This window comes from Eubacterium sp. Marseille-QA0814 (assembly GCF_965119675.1).
Classification (GTDB): Bacteria; Bacillota; Clostridia; order Lachnospirales; family Lachnospiraceae; genus Eubacterium_G.
The window spans coordinates 1,381,469-1,398,558 of the sequence record NZ_CBCPMG010000001.1 but is presented as its reverse complement, the minus strand read 5'-3'; the positions used below and the strand labels follow the sequence as shown (position 1 = coordinate 1,398,558).

Sequence of the window (17,090 nt, the reverse complement as noted above, 5' to 3'; positions counted from 1 at the left end):
ACTTAATGGCAATATTTTTTAAGTATATTGTGAAGAATATTAGTTATATTTTGTAGCTAATTGATTTTTGCATTGTTTTTATGTAAAATATAGACTATATGTAAATTTTACCCAAAACAGAGGTATTAAAATAGAAGGAGGTTTCAATGGCTAACGTTATTTCAGACGAAACAATTGAATATGTTGGTATTTTAGCGAAGCTTGAATTGTCCGACGAGGAAAAAGAAAAAGCAAAAGAAGATATGGGAAAAATGCTTGATTACATTGACAAGCTTAACGAACTTGATACAAGCAATGTTGAACCAATGAGTCACGTATTCCCTGTAAACAATGTTTTCAGAGAAGATGTTGTAACTAATGGTGATGACAGGGAGAATATATTAAAGAATGCACCGGAAGAAAAAGATGGCGCATTTGTTGTACCAAAAACATTTGATTAATAATAAGGAAGATAATAAAAATTATTTAATAAATAAGTTTTAGAATAGTTATTACAATTTATCGAAAGGAACAAATATGAGTTTAATGAATCTTACAGCTGTTCAATTAGGTAAAAAAATCAAAAGCGGTGAAGTGAAAGTTGAAGATGCCGTTCTTGATGCTTTTGCACAGATTGAAGCAGTGGAAAGTGATATAAACAGTTATGTGACTGTATTAGAAAAAGAAAAAGTATTGGCTAAAGCAAAGGAAGTTCAGGCAAAAATAGATGCAGGAGAGCTTACAGGACCTTTAGCAGGTGTGCCTGTGGCAATAAAGGACAACATGTGTACAGAAGGAGTCTTGACAACATGTAGTTCAAAAATATTAGAAAACTTTAATCCAACATACACAGCTGAGGCTGTTTTGAATTTGGAAAAAGCAGGAGCCATTATAATAGGAAAGACTAATATGGATGAGTTCGCAATGGGTAGTACAACAGAAACTTCTCATTACGGGGTAACAAAAAATCCTTGGAACAATGAACATGTACCAGGTGGTTCATCAGGTGGTAGCTGTGCAGCTGTTGCAGCAGAAGAATGTTCATATGCCCTTGGTTCAGACACAGGTGGATCAATTAGACAGCCAAGTTCATTTTGTGGTGTAACAGGTATTAAGCCAACATATGGTACAGTATCAAGATACGGTCTTATTGCTTACGGTTCATCACTTGATCAGATTGGACCAGTTGCAAAGGATGTTACAGACTGTGCAACAATTTTAGAGACAATAGCAAGCTATGATCCAAAAGATTCTACATCAGTAAAAAGAGAATCATATGATTTTACAAGTGCCTTGGTAGATGATGTAAAAGGTTTAAAGATTGGTATTCCAAAGGGTTATTTTGGTGAAGGCCTTAACAGCGAAGTTAAAGAAGCAATTCTTAATGGTGTAAAAGTTCTTGAAGAAAAGGGAGCTGTTGTTGAAGAATTTGACTTAGATTTAATAGATTATGCAATTCCTGCATATTACGTTATCGCAGCAGCAGAAGCAAGCTCAAACCTTGCAAGATTTGATGGTGTAAAATACGGTTATCGTACACCTGAGTACGAAGGACTACACAACATGTACAAGAAAACACGTTCCGAAGGTTTTGGTGCGGAAGTTAAGAGACGTATTATGCTTGGTTCTTTCGTATTAAGTTCAGGATATTATGATGCATATTATCTAAAAGCATTAAGAACAAAGGCTTTAATTAAGAAGGCATTTGATGAAGCTTTTGCAAAATATGATGTTATTATCGGACCTGCAGCTCCAACAACAGCGCCAAAACTTGGTGAGAGCTTATCAGATCCAATTCAGATGTATTTAGGTGACATTTATACAATTTCAGTAAACTTAGCAGGGCTTCCTGGAATCAGTGTTCCTTGTGGAACAGACAGTAAGGGACTTCCAATTGGCATGCAGATTATTGGAGATTGTTTCAAAGAAAATAATATTATCAGAGCAGCTTATGCATATGAACAGTCAAGAGACTATGAAAGATGCAAAGTAGCAAAGAACAGAGATTAGGAGGAGCAGCAATGGAAAAAGCGTACGAGACAGTCATAGGACTTGAAGTTCATGTGGAATTAGCAACAAAAACAAAAATTTTCTGCTCCTGTTCAACAGAGTTTGGTGGAGCACCAAATACACATACATGCCCTGTTTGTACAGGTATGCCGGGTTCACTTCCTGTATTAAATAAACAGGTAGTAGAATATGCAATGGCAGTTGGACTTGCTACAAACTGCGACATTACAAGAAACGGGAAGTTTGATAGAAAGAATTATTTTTATCCTGACAATCCACAGAACTATCAGATTTCACAGTTATACAAACCAATTTGTACTAATGGATATGTTGAAATCAAAGGTGATGATGGTGAGAAAAAGCAGGTTAGAATTCATGAAATTCATATGGAAGAAGATGCAGGTAAGTTAGTCCATGATGACTTTTACGATTGTTCATTAGTGGACTTAAACCGTTCAGGTGTGCCACTTATTGAAATCGTGTCAGAACCTGACATGAGAAGTGCTGACGAAGTAGTAGCATATCTTGAAAAATTGCGTATGATTATTCAGTACCTTGGAGCTTCTGACTGTAAGCTTAACGAAGGCTCAATGAGAGCTGACGTAAACCTTTCAGTAAGAGAAGTTGGTGCCAGTGAATTTGGTACAAGAACTGAAATGAAGAACCTTAACTCATTTAAGGCAATTGCAAGAGCTATAGAAAACGAAAGAGAAAGACAGATTGACTTAATAGAAGCTGGTAAGGAAGTAATTCAGGAAACAAGACGTTGGGATGATACAAAAGAGTATTCTTACGCTATGCGTTCCAAAGAAGATGCACAGGATTACAGATACTTCCCTGATCCTGATTTAGTACCTGTTATAATCAGTAAAGAATGGTTACAGAAAGTAAAATCACGTGAGCCTGAATTTAGAGACGAAAAGATGGCAAGATACATTGAGGAATTTGAACTTCCTGAATATGACGCAGATATTATTACACAGTACAAGCCACTTGCAGATTTATTTGAAGAGACAGTTGCTCTTGGAAATAAACCAAAAGAAGTTAGTAACTGGATTATGGGTGAAACAATGAGACTTTGCAAGGAAGAGTCAATTGATCCTGACCAGATTAAGTTCTCAGCAGCCAACCTTTCAAAATTAATTAAGTTAATTGAAGATAACGTAATTAACCGTGGTGCTGCTAAGGAAGTCTTTGAAGAAATGTTCAGGTCAGATGTTGATCCTGAAAAATATGTTGAAGAACATGGTATGAAACAGGATAATGACGAGGATGCTTTAAGAGAAATCGTTAAAAAAGTAATCGAAGAAAATCCTAAGGCAGTAGAGGATGTCCGTTCAGGAAAAGGAAAAGCTATTGGAGCTTTAGTTGGTCAGACAATGAAGGCAACACAGGGCAAAGCAAATCCAGGTGTTGTAAACAAATTATTAAAAGAACTTATTTAGTTAAATAAAGTAATAAAGTGTGGGAAAGAGAAAATCTGTGTTGATTTTCTCTTTTCTTCGTTTTATAATGTACGCGTGGCGTTTTTTTCTAAATGTCACAATAGCGAATTTTAATATGAAGGAGGAAAATGAAAAAATACATATAATATATGTTTTCATTTTTACCTTCATTTTTTTATTTTCAAGGGAGATTATAATGAATCAGAGAGATGTAAGTATGAGTTGGGAACCTGATGCATTACACGAAGAATGTGGTGTGTTTGGAATGTATGACTTTGACGGAAATGACGTGGCTTCTTCCATATACTATGGTCTTTTTGCACTACAGCACAGAGGACAGGAAAGTTGTGGTATTGCTGTATCAGATACCAGTGGCCCAAGAAAAGTAGACTTATATAAGGGAATGGGCCTTGTAAATGAAGTGTTTGATCAGGAAAAGATTCAAAGTCTAAAGGGCAATATCGGTGTAGGACATGTTAGATATTCTACAGCCGGAGACAGTGTAATTAGCAACGCACAGCCATTAGTTATTAATTATGTAAAAGGTACATTAATGATGGCACATAATGGTAACTTAATTAACGCTAATGAACTTAGAGATGAGTTAGCTTATACAGGTGCTATTTTCCAGACTACTATTGATTCTGAAGTTATTGCTTATTTAGTAGCAAGAGAAAGAATCAAAAGTAAAACAGCAGAAGAAGCAGTTGTAAATGCAATGAAAAAATTAAAAGGTGCATATGCATTGGTAGTTTCAAGTCCAAGAAAATTAATCGGCGCCAGAGATCCATACGGATTTAAGCCATTATGTATTGGAAAAAGAGACAATGCTTATATCTTGGCATCTGAGTCCTGTGCACTTGACACAATTGATGCAGAATTTGTTAGAGATGTAGAACCGGGAGAAGTTGTAACTATCGACGAAAACGGTATTAAGTCAGACAAATCACTTTGTGTTAAGCCGGAAGATCAGGCAAGATGCATATTTGAATATATTTATTTTGCAAGACCTGACAGTTACTTTGATGGAGTAAGTGTTTACGATTCAAGAATTATGGCAGGTAAATTTTTAGCAATGGACAGCCCTGTAGATGCTGATATTGTTGTAGGTGTACCTGAATCAGGTAATGTTGCTGCAATGGGATATGCAATGCAGGCAGGAATTCCTTACGGAACAGCTTTTGTAAAGAACAGTTATGTTGGAAGAACATTTATTAAGCCACAGCAAAAGAGTCGTGAGTCAAGTGTTCGTGTAAAACTTAACGTGTTAAAAGAAGTAGTTAAGGGCAAGAGAGTTATTATGATTGATGACTCAATTGTACGAGGAACTACAAGTGATAGAATTGTACAGATGGTAAGAGAAGCAGGTGCTACAGAAGTACATATGAGAATAAGCTCTCCACCATTTATTAGCGAATGTTATTTTGGAACAGATATTCCTTCTAAGGAACAGTTAATAGCTCATAACAGAACAGTTGAAGAAATCAACGATGTTATTGGAGCAGATTCTTTAGGTTACCTTAAAGTGGAACGCTTGAAGGAACTTTCAAGAGGACAGGAAATATGTATGGGATGTTTTACAGGAAAATATCCCCTTGAACCACCTAAGGAAGATATTCGTGGTGAATATAAGAAATAAAATATATTTACTAAAATATAAGGCTTAAGCTGATTTGTAAATCAGCCGGCACAGACAAATATTTATTCGGTATTAAAGAAATTTAATATATACAAACTATTTAAAAATCAAGGAGGTTTTTATGAACGACAGATATAACAGCCCATTGTCAGAAAGATACGCAAGTAAGGAAATGCAGTACATTTTTTCACCTGACATGAAGTTTAAAACATGGAGAAAGTTATGGATTGCACTTGCTGAATCAGAGATGGAACTTGGACTTAACATTACACAGGAACAGATTGATGAATTAAAAGCTCACGCTGAAGACATTAATTATGATGTTGCAAAAGAAAGAGAAAAATTAGTTCGTCACGATGTAATGTCACACGTTTATGCTTACGGACAGCAGTGCCCAAAGGCAAAAGGTATTATTCATCTTGGTGCAACATCATGTTACGTTGGGGATAACACTGATATTATCATTATGACAGAAGGTCTTAAGTTAGTTCGTAAGAAATTAATTAATGTTATAAATGAACTTGCAAAGTTTGCTGACAAGTATAAATCACAGCCAACTTTAGCATTTACACATTTCCAGCCTGCTCAGCCAACAACAGTAGGTAAAAGAGCTACATTATGGCTTATGGAATTAAAATTAGATTTAGATGATTTAGATTATATTTTAGATAACATGATGCTTCTTGGAAGTAAGGGAACTACAGGAACACAGGCTAGTTTCTTAGAACTTTTCGAAGGTGATCATGAAAAAATCAAAGAACTTGAAAAGAAAATTGCAAACAAAATGGGATTTGATAAGTGCTTCCCTGTATCAGGTCAGACATATTCAAGAAAGATGGATACAAGAGTGCTTAACATCTTAGCAGGTATTGCAGCAAGTGCCCACAAATTCTCTAATGACATTAGATTATTACAGCACTTAAAGGAAATTGAAGAACCATTTGAAAAGAATCAGATTGGTTCATCAGCAATGGCTTACAAGAGAAATCCTATGAGAAGCGAAAGAATTGCATCACTTGCAAATTATGTAATGGTTACAGCATTAAATCCAGCCATTACATCAGCTACACAGTGGTTTGAAAGAACATTAGATGACTCAGCAAACAAGAGACTTAGCGTGCCTGAATCATTCCTTGCAATTGATGGAATTTTAGATTTATATCTTAACGTAGTAGACGGTTTGGTTGTATACGATAAGGTTATTGAAAAGAGACTTATGAGCGAACTTCCATTTATGGCAACAGAAAATATTATGATGGATGCTGTAAAAGCTGGCGGGGACAGACAGGAATTACACGAAAAGATTCGTGAACTTTCAATGGAAGCCGGAGCAAACGTTAAGCAGAAAGGTCTTGATAACAACTTACTTGAACTTATTGCAAATGATGACGCATTTAATATGTCACTTGAAGATCTTCAGAAAACAATGGATCCAAGCAAGTATGTAGGACGTTCACCTGAACAGGTAGATGAATTCTTAGCAGAAGAAATAAATCCAATCTTAGATGCAAATAAAGACATCTTAGGATTAAGTGCAGAAATAAACGTGTAAATCCAAAGGTAAGCTATTGGAGAAAGTGCTCTAACGCGGTCGGTTCATTAAGGCAGCGTAGCTGGCTTGATAGAACTGCTACCAGCGTTTGGCAGCGGGAGCGTGCTTTCGACAATAGTTACCTTCGGCGAATGAGAGTGTAAAGGAGAGGAAAAAGATGAAGCCAATTAAAGAAGGAAAAGTAAGAGAAATCTATGACAACGGAGACAGCTTAATTATGGTAGCAACTGACAGAATTAGTTGCTTTGATGTAATTTTAAAAAATGTAATTGAAAATAAGGGTACAGTTCTTACACAGATGTCAAAGTTCTGGTTTGACATGACAGAAGATATCGTTCCTAACCACATGATTTCAGTAGACGTAAACGATATGCCTGAATTTTTCAGACAGCCAAAATTTGATGGAAACAGCATGATGTGTAAGAAACTTGAAATGCTTCCAATCGAATGTATCGTTCGTGGATATATTACAGGTAGCGGTTGGGCAAGCTATCAGGAAAATGGAACAGTTTGCGGAATCAAACTTCCTGAGGGCTTAAAAGAATCAGATAAGCTTCCTGAACCAATTTACACACCTTCAACAAAGGCAGAAATTGGTGATCATGATGAAAATATTTCTTATGAAGAAAGCATTAAAGTTTTAGAAAAACAGTTCCCAGGTAAGGGTGAAGAATATGCTGCAAAATTAAAAGAATATACAATTGCTCTTTATAAGAAGTGTGCAGACTATGCATTAGAACGTGGAATTATTATTGCAGATACAAAGTTTGAATTTGGTCTTGATGAAAATGGAAACATCGTAATCGGTGATGAAATGCTTACACCTGACAGCTCAAGATTCTGGCCTGCAGATGTTTATGAACCTGGACATGGTCAGCCATCATTTGACAAACAGTTTGCACGTGACTGGTTAAAAGCAAACGACAATCATAACTGGACACTTCCAAAAGAAGTAGAAGATAAAACAATTGCTATTTATTTAGAAGGTTATGAAAAGATTACAGGCAAGAAATTAGTTTAAAATTTTGTTTGGAAATTATTTTGAAAATAGTTTTATACAGATTATCAGGTAAAAGGGGATATAAGTTTAAATAGAACTTCCTAATTTCAAAAGTAAAAAAGTGTGATAATTTTGTGAATTAAAACGTTTTTTGAAAATAGACTTTAAATAATAAGGTTATTGTGATAGAATCAGTTGTATGCGTGTTAGGGCGTACGACTGATTTTGCTTTTAACACAAAAAATAGAAGAGGAGAAAAAATATAAGATGTATAAGAAGATTTTAGCAGTTGCATTATCAGCAACTATGGCATTAGGTCTTGTAGGTTGTGGTAGCACAACATCAGGAACAGTAAAGACAGATTTAGGCTCAATTAAGTTAGCTGAATACAAAGGATTAACAGCTTACGAAGATGATATTAAGGTTACAGACAGTGAATTACAGCAGACAATTGATCAGGATTTATCATCACATAAGACAACAGAAAAGATTAAAAAAGGTTCTGTTAAGAAGGATTCATCTGTAGTATTTAATTATACAGGAAAGATTGAATCAAAAGGTAAGAAGGTAGCATTTGACGGTGGCTCAGCAACAGATCAGGTAGCAGATATGTCAGCTAAGACAGTTGGTGGAAGCAAGATGATTGATGGTTTTGTTGATGCACTTAAAGGACACAAGGTTGGAGATACATTTACTAAGAAGTTAAATTTCCCTTCAAACTACACAGGAACGACAACAGTTAATAGTAAGAAAGTTAAGTTGGCTGGTAAGTCAGTATGGTTTACATACAAGATTACAGCTTTACAGAAAACAAACACACCTGAATTAAATGACGAATTTGTTAAGACAAACTATTCATCAGACAAGTTGACAACAGTTAAGGCTTACAAAGAATATCAGAAAAAAGAATTAAAGTACAACAAGATTATGAACGGCTTATGGCAGGATTATGTTGCTGACTGTAAGGTTTCAGAATACAATAAGGAACAGTTAACACAGTACGAATCACAGGCTGAATCACAGATTGTAGCTCAGTATTCATCATACGGTATTAAAGACATTAAGACATACTTAGAAGCATGCAGCATGTCAGAAAGTGATTGGCATAAGCAGTCAAAAGAAGCTATCAAGAGTAGAATGGTAATTTACGCTATTGCTAAAGAAGAAGGTCTTGATGGAGACAAGATTTACAAGAGCGAAGGCGATGCATATGCTAAGAAATACTACGGAGCAGATGTTAAGACATTAGCAAAGAACTACGGAGAATCAACAGTAAAAGATACTCTTAAACTTAATATTTTATTAATGAAGGTTAGAGATATCATCTGTGAAAATGTTAAGACAAAGAAGGGCTCAGCTCCAACTACAACAGTTGAAACAACAACAGCAGCTTCTACAACAGCAGCTTCAACAGAAACAACAAAGGCAGCTGAAACAACAAAAAAATAAACAAGAAATGAAATGTATGAAAGAGTCATTGAAGTTTTTCAGTGGCTCTTTTATTGTATTTAAAAAATATATAAATGTGTTAGAGAGTTAGAAGAATAGTGTATATAAAAACCACTAATATATCCATAGTATGGATTATTAGTGGTTTAACATAAAACACCAAAGAGATTTTTGAATTACTTTAATTTACCATTTTTGTCGCATGCTAAGGTGAGCTCTTTGCTTAAATTACCACCACCTTTTTGATGCATAGTTATTTTGGCACGGGCAATATTTTTTGAGCTTGTAACCGATTTAGATTTTACAGACCAGTTAGAGTTTAAATTGCTAATAGAACATGATGCTTTAGTACAACTAGATGAAGAACCATTGTAACTGAAGGTTCCAGATAAATGTATTGTCCATAACAATTTATTTGAGGATGTATAGTAAGAAAGCTTTTTGGTTGCAGTTTTAAATTTAGATACTGAATGCGGAGCTATACTGTTAGATGTGTTTGTAATTATTTCCGCAACTATGTAACCATCTTCATGAAGAACAGTAGTTTTACTGTAAAAAGAAGAATTATAAACATCTTTTGCGAAAGTATTGGTATAAGATAGTACACCGCATAGTACCATCAGTGATAGTAAAATAAATGATTTTTTCATAAGTCCCTCCTAATTATTATCGTTTGTTTTAAGATTCATCAATTGTCTCAATGGTGTAGGATGGTAAATTTTTGTTTAGGTTTTGATAGTAATGCATAAAAGAAAAAACACATATTATACTAACTGTAACAGCAATAATAATGATGTGTTTTTTCAACTTTTGCTGTTTTCTTATTTCGTTGGAACTAAGAGATTCATAAAATGACTCTGAAACATCTTCTGGTGTTCCAAAAATTTCAACTAAATCGTTATAAGTAGTTTCAGGATGTTCAACCATATAACTTTTAACATTAACTTCTAAATCGTTTAATAGATTTCTCTTATATTTAGATGAGATTTTTAATTCTTTTTTGAGATTTTTAATATATACTTTTTTTGTATTACTCAACATCGTTTTCAACTTTTGCTCCTTTTGAAAATTCTAAAATTTTTGTTATGCAATCATTAACAGCATAGTATTCCTTAATTAGTTCGCAAAGATATTCTGCTCCCTGATCTTCAAGGTGGTAATATATTCGTTTTAGACGCTTACCAACTTGTTTTTGATATGATGAAATCATATGCTTGTCCTCAAGTTTATATAAAGTTGGATAAAGAGAACCCTCTGGAATTTTTATATATCCGCCCCCACGTTCTATTACCAATTGTGTCATTTCATACCCATATAAATCCTTTTCTGAAAGAAAATTCAATATAAGCATTTCGACATACCCCTTTTTAAAGTTATCTCGAATATTCATACAAGTGCTCCTAAATTAAAATGTATAGTATACATTTTAATATACATACACACTAATGTAAATACATAAGTAAATAAAGTGATTATTGACACAAATATTTCAAAATGATAATATTAAAGAAAATTAAATTAAAGGAGAGGAATGTATGAGTAAGAAAATTTGTAAAATAATTATTGCAACTATAATGTTGATGATGTTGGGGATAACAGAGTTATCGGAGGGGAGCATAGTTGCAATGAGCAAACAGGAAGATAGTATTGCTAGTGTCCAAGATAATGTCGAGTATCAGTTTAATGTGTTAAGAAAAAATAAAAAAGAGTGGAAAGATTCTGAACTTGTTTTAAAAAAAGTATTATTCGACTCAAATCAGAAGGTGAGTGCATATTTATATAATGTTAAAAAGAATAAACAAATAGAAGGATATATAATAGCTAGTTCTGAAGAAAATAATAATATTATTGAATTTGGAGATGAATTGTTTTTGGATAATGCATCAGAGAAAGTTGAAGAAAATTTTGATGTAAAAAAGAAAAAACAGAAAGTTTATTATCTAGGCGGTATGAGTTATGCAATAGGAGGCAATGATAATAAAGATGAAAAGGTATTAGTAGATGTTTCTAACAATAACATAGAGAAAATATCAGAAAAAGAAATGTGCAGAATGGAGAGTGAAGTAGATAAAGTGTCATTATCGTCACCACCTGATAATTCAGGCGATGGGTTTATTACAAATCCAGGAAAGTATGAAAGTGGTTATGATTCTTCAAGCTCTAAAAATGTTAAGGGGTATAATATAACGTATAAGATTATGTCTGAATTGCAAAGTGGTGGAGTATGTGCACCAACAGCAGCTACTAATATTATGCTATACTGGTATAAAAGAGATAGCAAAAAATATAAAAAACTTTATTATAAGTCTAATTGGAAAACAACATTTACAAAGTTGCGTGATTATATGAAATGTAAATCAAAAGGAGGGACATTAGATAAAAATGTTGCAACGGGATATAGCAAATTTTTTGATTTAGTGGGAGTAAATAATTATACAGTTAAATTTCATAGTGGTACAAATAGCGGAAGAAAAATTGTGAGTGAGATTAACAATGGTAGACCGTGTCACTTGATAGTTCACGATCATTACAAGTATAATGATCATTCGGTTGTAGCACTAGGATATAAGCAGTACATTTATGAACATTGGTATGGAGATAGGTATGAAACGTACATTCGTATAGCAGATGGTTGGACAAACTCACCTACACGTTTTGTTTGGGGAAAATGTAAAGGCAGTTGGAATTATGTTACTGTAAATATAAAGTAAGTAAAGGAGAAATTATGAAAAAAAAAGTATGCATTGTGATTATTCCTTTGGTATTAGTAATGGTTGTTGTATCAATTATTATCGTAAAGTCATCATCGACGCAGAAAATGTTATCTATTCCCAAAGAAGAAATTACAAAAATTTTAGTTACAGATGGTAATAACGGAAATGTAACGGAGTTGACGAAAGAACAAACAGATAAGTTATATAATAAATTAACTAATACCAAGATAAAAAAGAAAGTTTCGGAAGATGCTAGTGGTTGGTTATATAATATAGATATCTTTAGAAAAAATTCTTCAATTAGCATTATAGTAATTTCCAATGAAGAATGTAGTATATCGAATAAGAAATATTCTATTAAAGAAAATAAAGGTAAAGAAATTATTGATATGGTCAAAGAGTTTACTGATAAATAAATTGAAAATAATAAAGTAAATTAATAAATCACATCTACGTTAGATATGTTTTTGAATATAAAAAAAGGACATATTTAGCGTAGATGTGATTTTAAAGGAATATGTTATACTAACAAGTAGGATGAGAGAGTATATCAGTAAGTATTCCGGTAAGGATTTCAGTGACGAGGAAGCAGTGAAAATGGCTGTGGACGAATGCATAAATGAAAATGTGTTGCGAGAATTTCTGCTGGAAAATAAGGCGGAGGTGGTAAAAATGTTCTTGACAGAGTATAACGAAAAGCAGACATTGGAAAACACGTATAATGATGGCGTTGAAGTTGGCAAAGAGATTGGTAAATCGCAGGGAATTGAATTCGGAGAACGCAGAAAACTTGTTGAAATGGTATATAAGAAAATAAAAAGAGGAAAAAGTGTAGAAGAAATAGCAGACGATTTGGAAGAAGATATAGAAGTGATTAATCCTATTTTTAATGAAATAGAAAAGTTAGGGTTAGATAAAAGTTTGGAAGAGATAATGGAACATTTTTAATAAAAAATAACAAAGACCTCTACGATAAAAAGTTGAAGAGTGTTATGTGAATAAAGAGGTTAACGCTAAGTTGATACCAGCTTCATTAGAGACATGTTTTTAAGCATGTCTAATTTAATTGACAATGAGGAGTTAAATGGAGATTATGTTGAAACTAAGGTAAGACCGTATGGTGGCACAGCAGGAAAAAAATATATTGGTAACCTAACTGCTAATTCCACTATTGAGTATAAAACCAATATTGCAAAATCAGGGAAATACAGATTAGATGTAGATGCTGTTGCAGGAAATAGCAATAGCAATAGAATATTAACAGTATATTTAGATGATAAGGAGTTGGCGAAAGTACCTGTGGTTTCAAAGAACGGTGTGACACAGGCTAAGGGCAAAGGAAAATGTTTAGTTTATGTTTACGCACAAAACGGTATTTATAAGAAAATCAAAGTTAAAGTTTTGAAATAGTACAAACACAAAGAAAATTAAATTGTTAAAAATAGAAAGACATTTGTAGCAGTATAAAGATATTGTTACAGATGTCTTTTTAGTTATTAAAAAGAATCGAAATTATTATTTGATAAAAAACGTTGGGCTGTGGATATATCTTGATGCAAAAAAAGTTGTTGAAACAATACGCACTGGTTACGTGAAATGTTGCAAACTATAATCTTTAGTACGTTATAGGAAAGTTTAATGGAATTTTTATTACGTTATATATAACAGTGCATTTGTTATAATGAAAAAATGTGATTAGATAATCGCCAAAAAAGATTTGCATTAATTTCCTAATTGTGTTAAATTATTTCGCGGATGGTATTCGAAATGAAACTATACTGATGAATAAAATATTTTTCACTATAAAGATTGGAGCGTAGCTTATATCTTGAAGGAATGAGACTCATTGTCCCAAAACTATAATATTTAGTTGACATAAGTCAAAAAATATTAAAAGGAGGGATGCCCATGAAAGTTGGATTTATAGGAGCAGGGAAAGTTGGATTTTCTCTGGGAAAATATTTAGCAGATAATAATCAAAAAGTTATTGGTTATTACAGTGAATTTAAAGAAGATGCAAAAGAAGCATCGAAGTTTACTAATTCGGCATGTTATACGGATGTTGAATTGTTAGTAAAGGATAGTGAGATTGTTTTTATTACGGTCCCGGACGGTGTAATTGAAAAGGTCTGGAGTAGTATAAAACATTTTAGTCTAAGTGGAAAAATTATTTGCCACACAAGTGGCGCATTATCATCAGAAGTCTTTTCGGATATTTCAAAACGTGGTGGTTTTGGATTTTCTATTCACCCACTCTTTGCAGTGAGCGACAAATATAGTTCTTACAAAGAGTTGTCAAAAAGTTATTTCACAGTAGAAGGATCAGAAGAAAAAATTAACTTTGTAAAACAATGGCTTGAAAGTTTTGGAAACAATGTTTGTGCTATTTCCAAGGAAAACAAAGTTAAATATCATGCGTCAGCGGCAATTGCAAGTAATCTTGTTGTTGGGCTTATTAGTTTAAGTGAGCAGTTGTTACTTGAATGTGGCTTTGACAAAGATTCAGCCAATACTGCATTAGCCCCGATTATTAGAGGAAATGTTGAACATTGTTTGAATGATGGTTGCAGTGCTGCATTAACCGGCCCAATTGAGCGAAATGACACAACAACAGTTTTGAAACATTTGAAAACATTAAGTGGAAACAGCAAAGAAATTTATAAGGCAGTGTCAAGACAGGTTTTAGACGTTGCCAAAAATAAAAATAAAGATAGAGATTACAGTGAAATGGAGGATATTCTAAAATGAAGAATACAGTAAATACATTATTAAAACAGAAACAGGACGGAGATAAAATTACAATGTTGACTTGCTATGATTACTCAACAGCAAAGTTAATGGAAGAAGTTGGTGTAAATACAATTTTAGTTGGTGACTCACTTGGAAATACAATGCTTGGATATGAAGATACAATTCAGGTAACAATGGAAGACATGATTCACCATTGTGCAGCAGTTTCAAGAGGAATCAAAGATATTCTTTTAGTTTGCGATATGCCATTTATGTCATATCAGACATCAGTTTACGATGCAGTTGTAAACGCAGGCAGGCTTATGAAGGAAGGTCACGCTAATATGGTAAAACTTGAAGGTGGCGTGGAAGTTGCACCACAAATTGAAGCAATTGTAAAAGCATCAATTCCGGTTTGTGCACATATCGGTCTTACACCACAGTCAATTAATGCATTTGGTGGTTTCAAGGTTCAGGGAAAAACTGAAGCAGCAGCAAAGAAGTTAATTGAAGATGCAAAAGCAGTTCAGGCAGCAGGTGCATCAATGGTTGTTTTAGAAGCAGTACCTGCAAAACTTGCAGCAAAAGTTACAGAAATTCTTGACATACCAACTATTGGAATTGGGGCAGGAGCAGGCTGTGACGGACAGGTTTTAGTTTACCAGGATATGCTTGGAATGTTCACTGATTATGTTCCAAAATTTGTACGTCAGTTTGCAAATGTAGGTGAAGTAATGAAAGGTGCATTCAGGGATTATATCAAGGCTGTAAAAGATAAGAGCTTCCCTGCCGAAGAGAACACATACAAAATTGATGATGAAATAATTAATAAATTATACTAATTTACTATAGAAAATTAAGTATAGGATAACAAATAATTAATTATTTAAGTGCAGACAGGTTCTATTTTACCTATGCCTACACAAAGGAGAAAAATTATTTTAAAAGTAATGCATAACTTACTTTACTAATTACTTTTAAAGTATTATATTAAGAAACGGTTAGTTTGAAAATAAGATACACAAAGTGTAAATGAAGATATAAAGAGAGGTTTAATAAAATGAAGGTTGTTGGTACAATAAAAGAAGTTAGAGAATTAGTAAAAGAATGGAAGAAAAATGGAGAAACAGTAGGTTTCGTTCCTACAATGGGATATTTACATGAAGGTCATGGAAGCCTTATTACAAAGGCAAGAGAAAACAATGACAAAGTAGTAGTAAGTATTTTTGTTAATCCAATGCAGTTTGGACCAACAGAAGATTTAGACAGCTATCCAAGAGATTTAGAAAAAGACAGTAAATTCTGCGAAAGCCTTGGAGCTGATTTAATATTCCATCCAGAACCGGAAGAAATGTATCATGATGACTTTAGTTCATATGTTGATATGTCAGTTTTAACAGAAGAATTATGTGGTCTTAGCCGTCCTGTTCATTTTAGAGGTGTATGTACAGTTGTAACAAAATTATTTAACATTGTTCAGCCAGACAACGCATACTTTGGACAGAAAGATGCACAGCAGCTTGCAATTATTAAACACATGGTTCAGGATTTAAACATGGACATTAACGTAGTAGGTTGTCCAATTGTTCGTGAAGAAGACGGCCTTGCAAAAAGTTCAAGAAACACATATCTTTTACCAGAAGAAAGAAAAGCAGCTTTAATTCTTAGCAAAACAGTAAAATTAGCAAAAGAATTAATTGATGCAGGAGAAAAAGACGCGGATGTTGTAGTTGCAAAAATGAAAGAAAACATCGAAACAGAACCAATGGCAAAAATTGATTACGTAAAAGCCGTAAACGGACTTACAATGCAGCAGCAGAAAGAAATAAAAGCACCAATGCTTATTGCAATGGCAGTATACATCGGAAAAACAAGATTAATCGACAACATGATTTTGGATTAAGCCACGCACCCCGAAAATAATTTTACATGTGCAAGCTTGCTTGCAAACATGAAAAAATTATTTTAGGGGTATGGGGCGCAGCCCCTCAGCGAAGGAACACGAAGTGTTACGAGCTGATGGCGTGGCTTATAGCTGCGTGGCGAAGGAGAACAAAGTGTTACGAGCTGATAGCGTGGCTTATAGCTGCGTGGCGAAGGAGAACAAAGTTAAAATATACAAATAAATAAGTAAAGAGGTAAAAAATGCAAGTTAATATGTTAAAAAGTAAAATACACAGAGCTACAGTTGTTCAATCAGAACTTGACTATGTAGGAAGTATCACTGTTGATGAAGAATTAATGGAAGCAGCAGGAATTTATGAATACGAAAAAGTTCAAATTGCAGATGTAAATAATGGAAACAGATTTGAAACATACGTTATTGCAGGAGAAAAAGGTTCAGGTATGATTTGTTTAAACGGTGCTGCAGCACACATGGTAAGTTTAGGTGATAAAATAATTATCATGAGTTACGCACAAATGACACCTGAAGAAATAAAAGACAACAAGCCAAAAGTTGTATTTGTAGATGACGACAATAAGATTACAAGAGTAACAAATTACGAAAAACATGGAAAATTATTTGACTTAGAAAAATAATTTTTCCTTTATGAAAGTGAATTTATTATGG

Annotated in this window: 17 protein-coding genes and 1 pseudogene; 15 read left to right on the top strand and 3 right to left on the bottom strand. The window is 33.6% G+C overall.

From position 1 onward, the window contains the following. Positions 1-146 precede the first annotated feature (146 nt). The 7 genes and pseudogenes from gatC to ACQY63_RS06545 all read left to right on the top strand — a co-directional run bounded on the left by gatC (position 147) and on the right by ACQY63_RS06545 (position 9,074). Positions 147-440, top strand: coding sequence for an Asp-tRNA(Asn)/Glu-tRNA(Gln) amidotransferase subunit GatC (gatC, locus tag ACQY63_RS06575; RefSeq protein ID WP_117998631.1), 294 nt, complete (start codon positions 147-149; stop codon positions 438-440). Positions 441-516: 76 nt separating this feature from the next. Beyond that, positions 517-1,989: an Asp-tRNA(Asn)/Glu-tRNA(Gln) amidotransferase subunit GatA gene (gatA, locus tag ACQY63_RS06570; protein WP_022165756.1), complete on the top strand. Its 1,473-nt coding sequence runs from the start codon at positions 517-519 to the stop codon at positions 1,987-1,989. Further along, positions 1,962-3,434, top strand: a complete 1,473-nt coding sequence (gatB, locus tag ACQY63_RS06565; RefSeq protein WP_428244903.1) for an Asp-tRNA(Asn)/Glu-tRNA(Gln) amidotransferase subunit GatB — start codon at positions 1,962-1,964, stop codon at positions 3,432-3,434. The genes gatA and gatB overlap by 28 nt, the downstream gene beginning before the upstream one ends. 196 nt (positions 3,435-3,630) lie before the next feature. Further along, positions 3,631-5,073, top strand: coding sequence for an amidophosphoribosyltransferase (gene purF / locus ACQY63_RS06560; protein WP_199521859.1), 1,443 nt, complete (start codon positions 3,631-3,633; stop codon positions 5,071-5,073). Between the two features lie 121 nt (positions 5,074-5,194). Continuing rightward, positions 5,195-6,625, top strand: a complete 1,431-nt coding sequence (purB, locus tag ACQY63_RS06555) for an adenylosuccinate lyase (RefSeq protein ID WP_022165759.1) — start codon at positions 5,195-5,197, stop codon at positions 6,623-6,625. Positions 6,626-6,779: 154 nt separating this feature from the next. Further along, positions 6,780-7,646: pseudogene (locus ACQY63_RS06550) on the top strand (phosphoribosylaminoimidazolesuccinocarboxamide synthase); the annotation flags it as partial. Positions 7,647-7,892: 246 nt separating this feature from the next. Next, positions 7,893-9,074 carry an FKBP-type peptidyl-prolyl cis-trans isomerase gene (locus ACQY63_RS06545; RefSeq protein ID WP_412621763.1) on the top strand — a complete coding sequence of 394 codons (1,182 nt, stop codon included), beginning with the start codon at positions 7,893-7,895 and terminating at the stop codon, positions 9,072-9,074. A gap of 176 nt (positions 9,075-9,250) precedes the next feature. On the opposite strand, the gene ACQY63_RS06540 is transcribed toward ACQY63_RS06545, so the two are convergent. From ACQY63_RS06540 to ACQY63_RS06530, 3 genes are read right to left on the bottom strand one after another with little or no spacing between them, the layout of a single operon-like run. Further along, complete coding sequence (locus ACQY63_RS06540) at positions 9,251-9,724, bottom strand: hypothetical protein (RefSeq protein ID WP_302689338.1); 474 nt, start codon at positions 9,722-9,724, stop codon at positions 9,251-9,253. Positions 9,725-9,752: 28 nt separating this feature from the next. Continuing rightward, positions 9,753-10,115 (bottom strand): DUF6120 family protein, encoded by a 363-nt coding sequence (locus ACQY63_RS06535; RefSeq protein WP_412335111.1) that lies wholly within the window; start codon positions 10,113-10,115, stop codon positions 9,753-9,755. Then, complete coding sequence (locus ACQY63_RS06530; protein WP_022165763.1) at positions 10,105-10,464, bottom strand: PadR family transcriptional regulator; 360 nt, start codon at positions 10,462-10,464, stop codon at positions 10,105-10,107. Before ACQY63_RS06530 ends, ACQY63_RS06535 begins: the two co-directional genes overlap by 11 nt. 145 nt (positions 10,465-10,609) lie before the next feature. Between ACQY63_RS06530 and ACQY63_RS06525 the strand changes: the two genes are divergently transcribed. From ACQY63_RS06525 to panD, 8 genes are all read left to right on the top strand, one after another. Beyond that, positions 10,610-11,785, top strand: a complete 1,176-nt coding sequence (locus ACQY63_RS06525; protein ID WP_412621765.1) for a C39 family peptidase — start codon at positions 10,610-10,612, stop codon at positions 11,783-11,785. 14 nt (positions 11,786-11,799) lie between these two features. Further along, a complete protein-coding gene (locus ACQY63_RS06520; RefSeq protein WP_022165765.1) occupies positions 11,800-12,204 on the top strand; it encodes a hypothetical protein in 405 nt (134 codons plus the stop codon). Between the two features lie 121 nt (positions 12,205-12,325). Then, complete coding sequence (locus tag ACQY63_RS06515) at positions 12,326-12,736, top strand: hypothetical protein (RefSeq protein ID WP_412334089.1); 411 nt, start codon at positions 12,326-12,328, stop codon at positions 12,734-12,736. Positions 12,737-12,841: 105 nt separating this feature from the next. Further along, positions 12,842-13,198: an alpha-1 2-mannosidase gene (locus ACQY63_RS06510; RefSeq protein WP_022165767.1), complete on the top strand. Its 357-nt coding sequence runs from the start codon at positions 12,842-12,844 to the stop codon at positions 13,196-13,198. Positions 13,199-13,696: 498 nt separating this feature from the next. After that, a complete protein-coding gene (locus ACQY63_RS06505; RefSeq protein ID WP_302689341.1) occupies positions 13,697-14,536 on the top strand; it encodes a Rossmann-like and DUF2520 domain-containing protein in 840 nt (279 codons plus the stop codon). Beyond that, entirely contained in the window at positions 14,533-15,360 is an 828-nt protein-coding gene (gene panB, locus ACQY63_RS06500; protein ID WP_022165769.1) for a 3-methyl-2-oxobutanoate hydroxymethyltransferase, read from the top strand. Before ACQY63_RS06505 ends, panB begins: the two co-directional genes overlap by 4 nt. A gap of 218 nt (positions 15,361-15,578) precedes the next feature. Then, positions 15,579-16,421, top strand: a complete 843-nt coding sequence (panC, locus tag ACQY63_RS06495) for a pantoate--beta-alanine ligase (protein ID WP_428244902.1) — start codon at positions 15,579-15,581, stop codon at positions 16,419-16,421. 242 nt (positions 16,422-16,663) lie between these two features. Beyond that, on the top strand, positions 16,664-17,059 hold the full coding sequence (panD, locus tag ACQY63_RS06490; protein WP_022165771.1) for an aspartate 1-decarboxylase: 396 nt from the start codon (positions 16,664-16,666) through the stop codon (positions 17,057-17,059). Positions 17,060-17,090 lie beyond the last annotated feature (31 nt).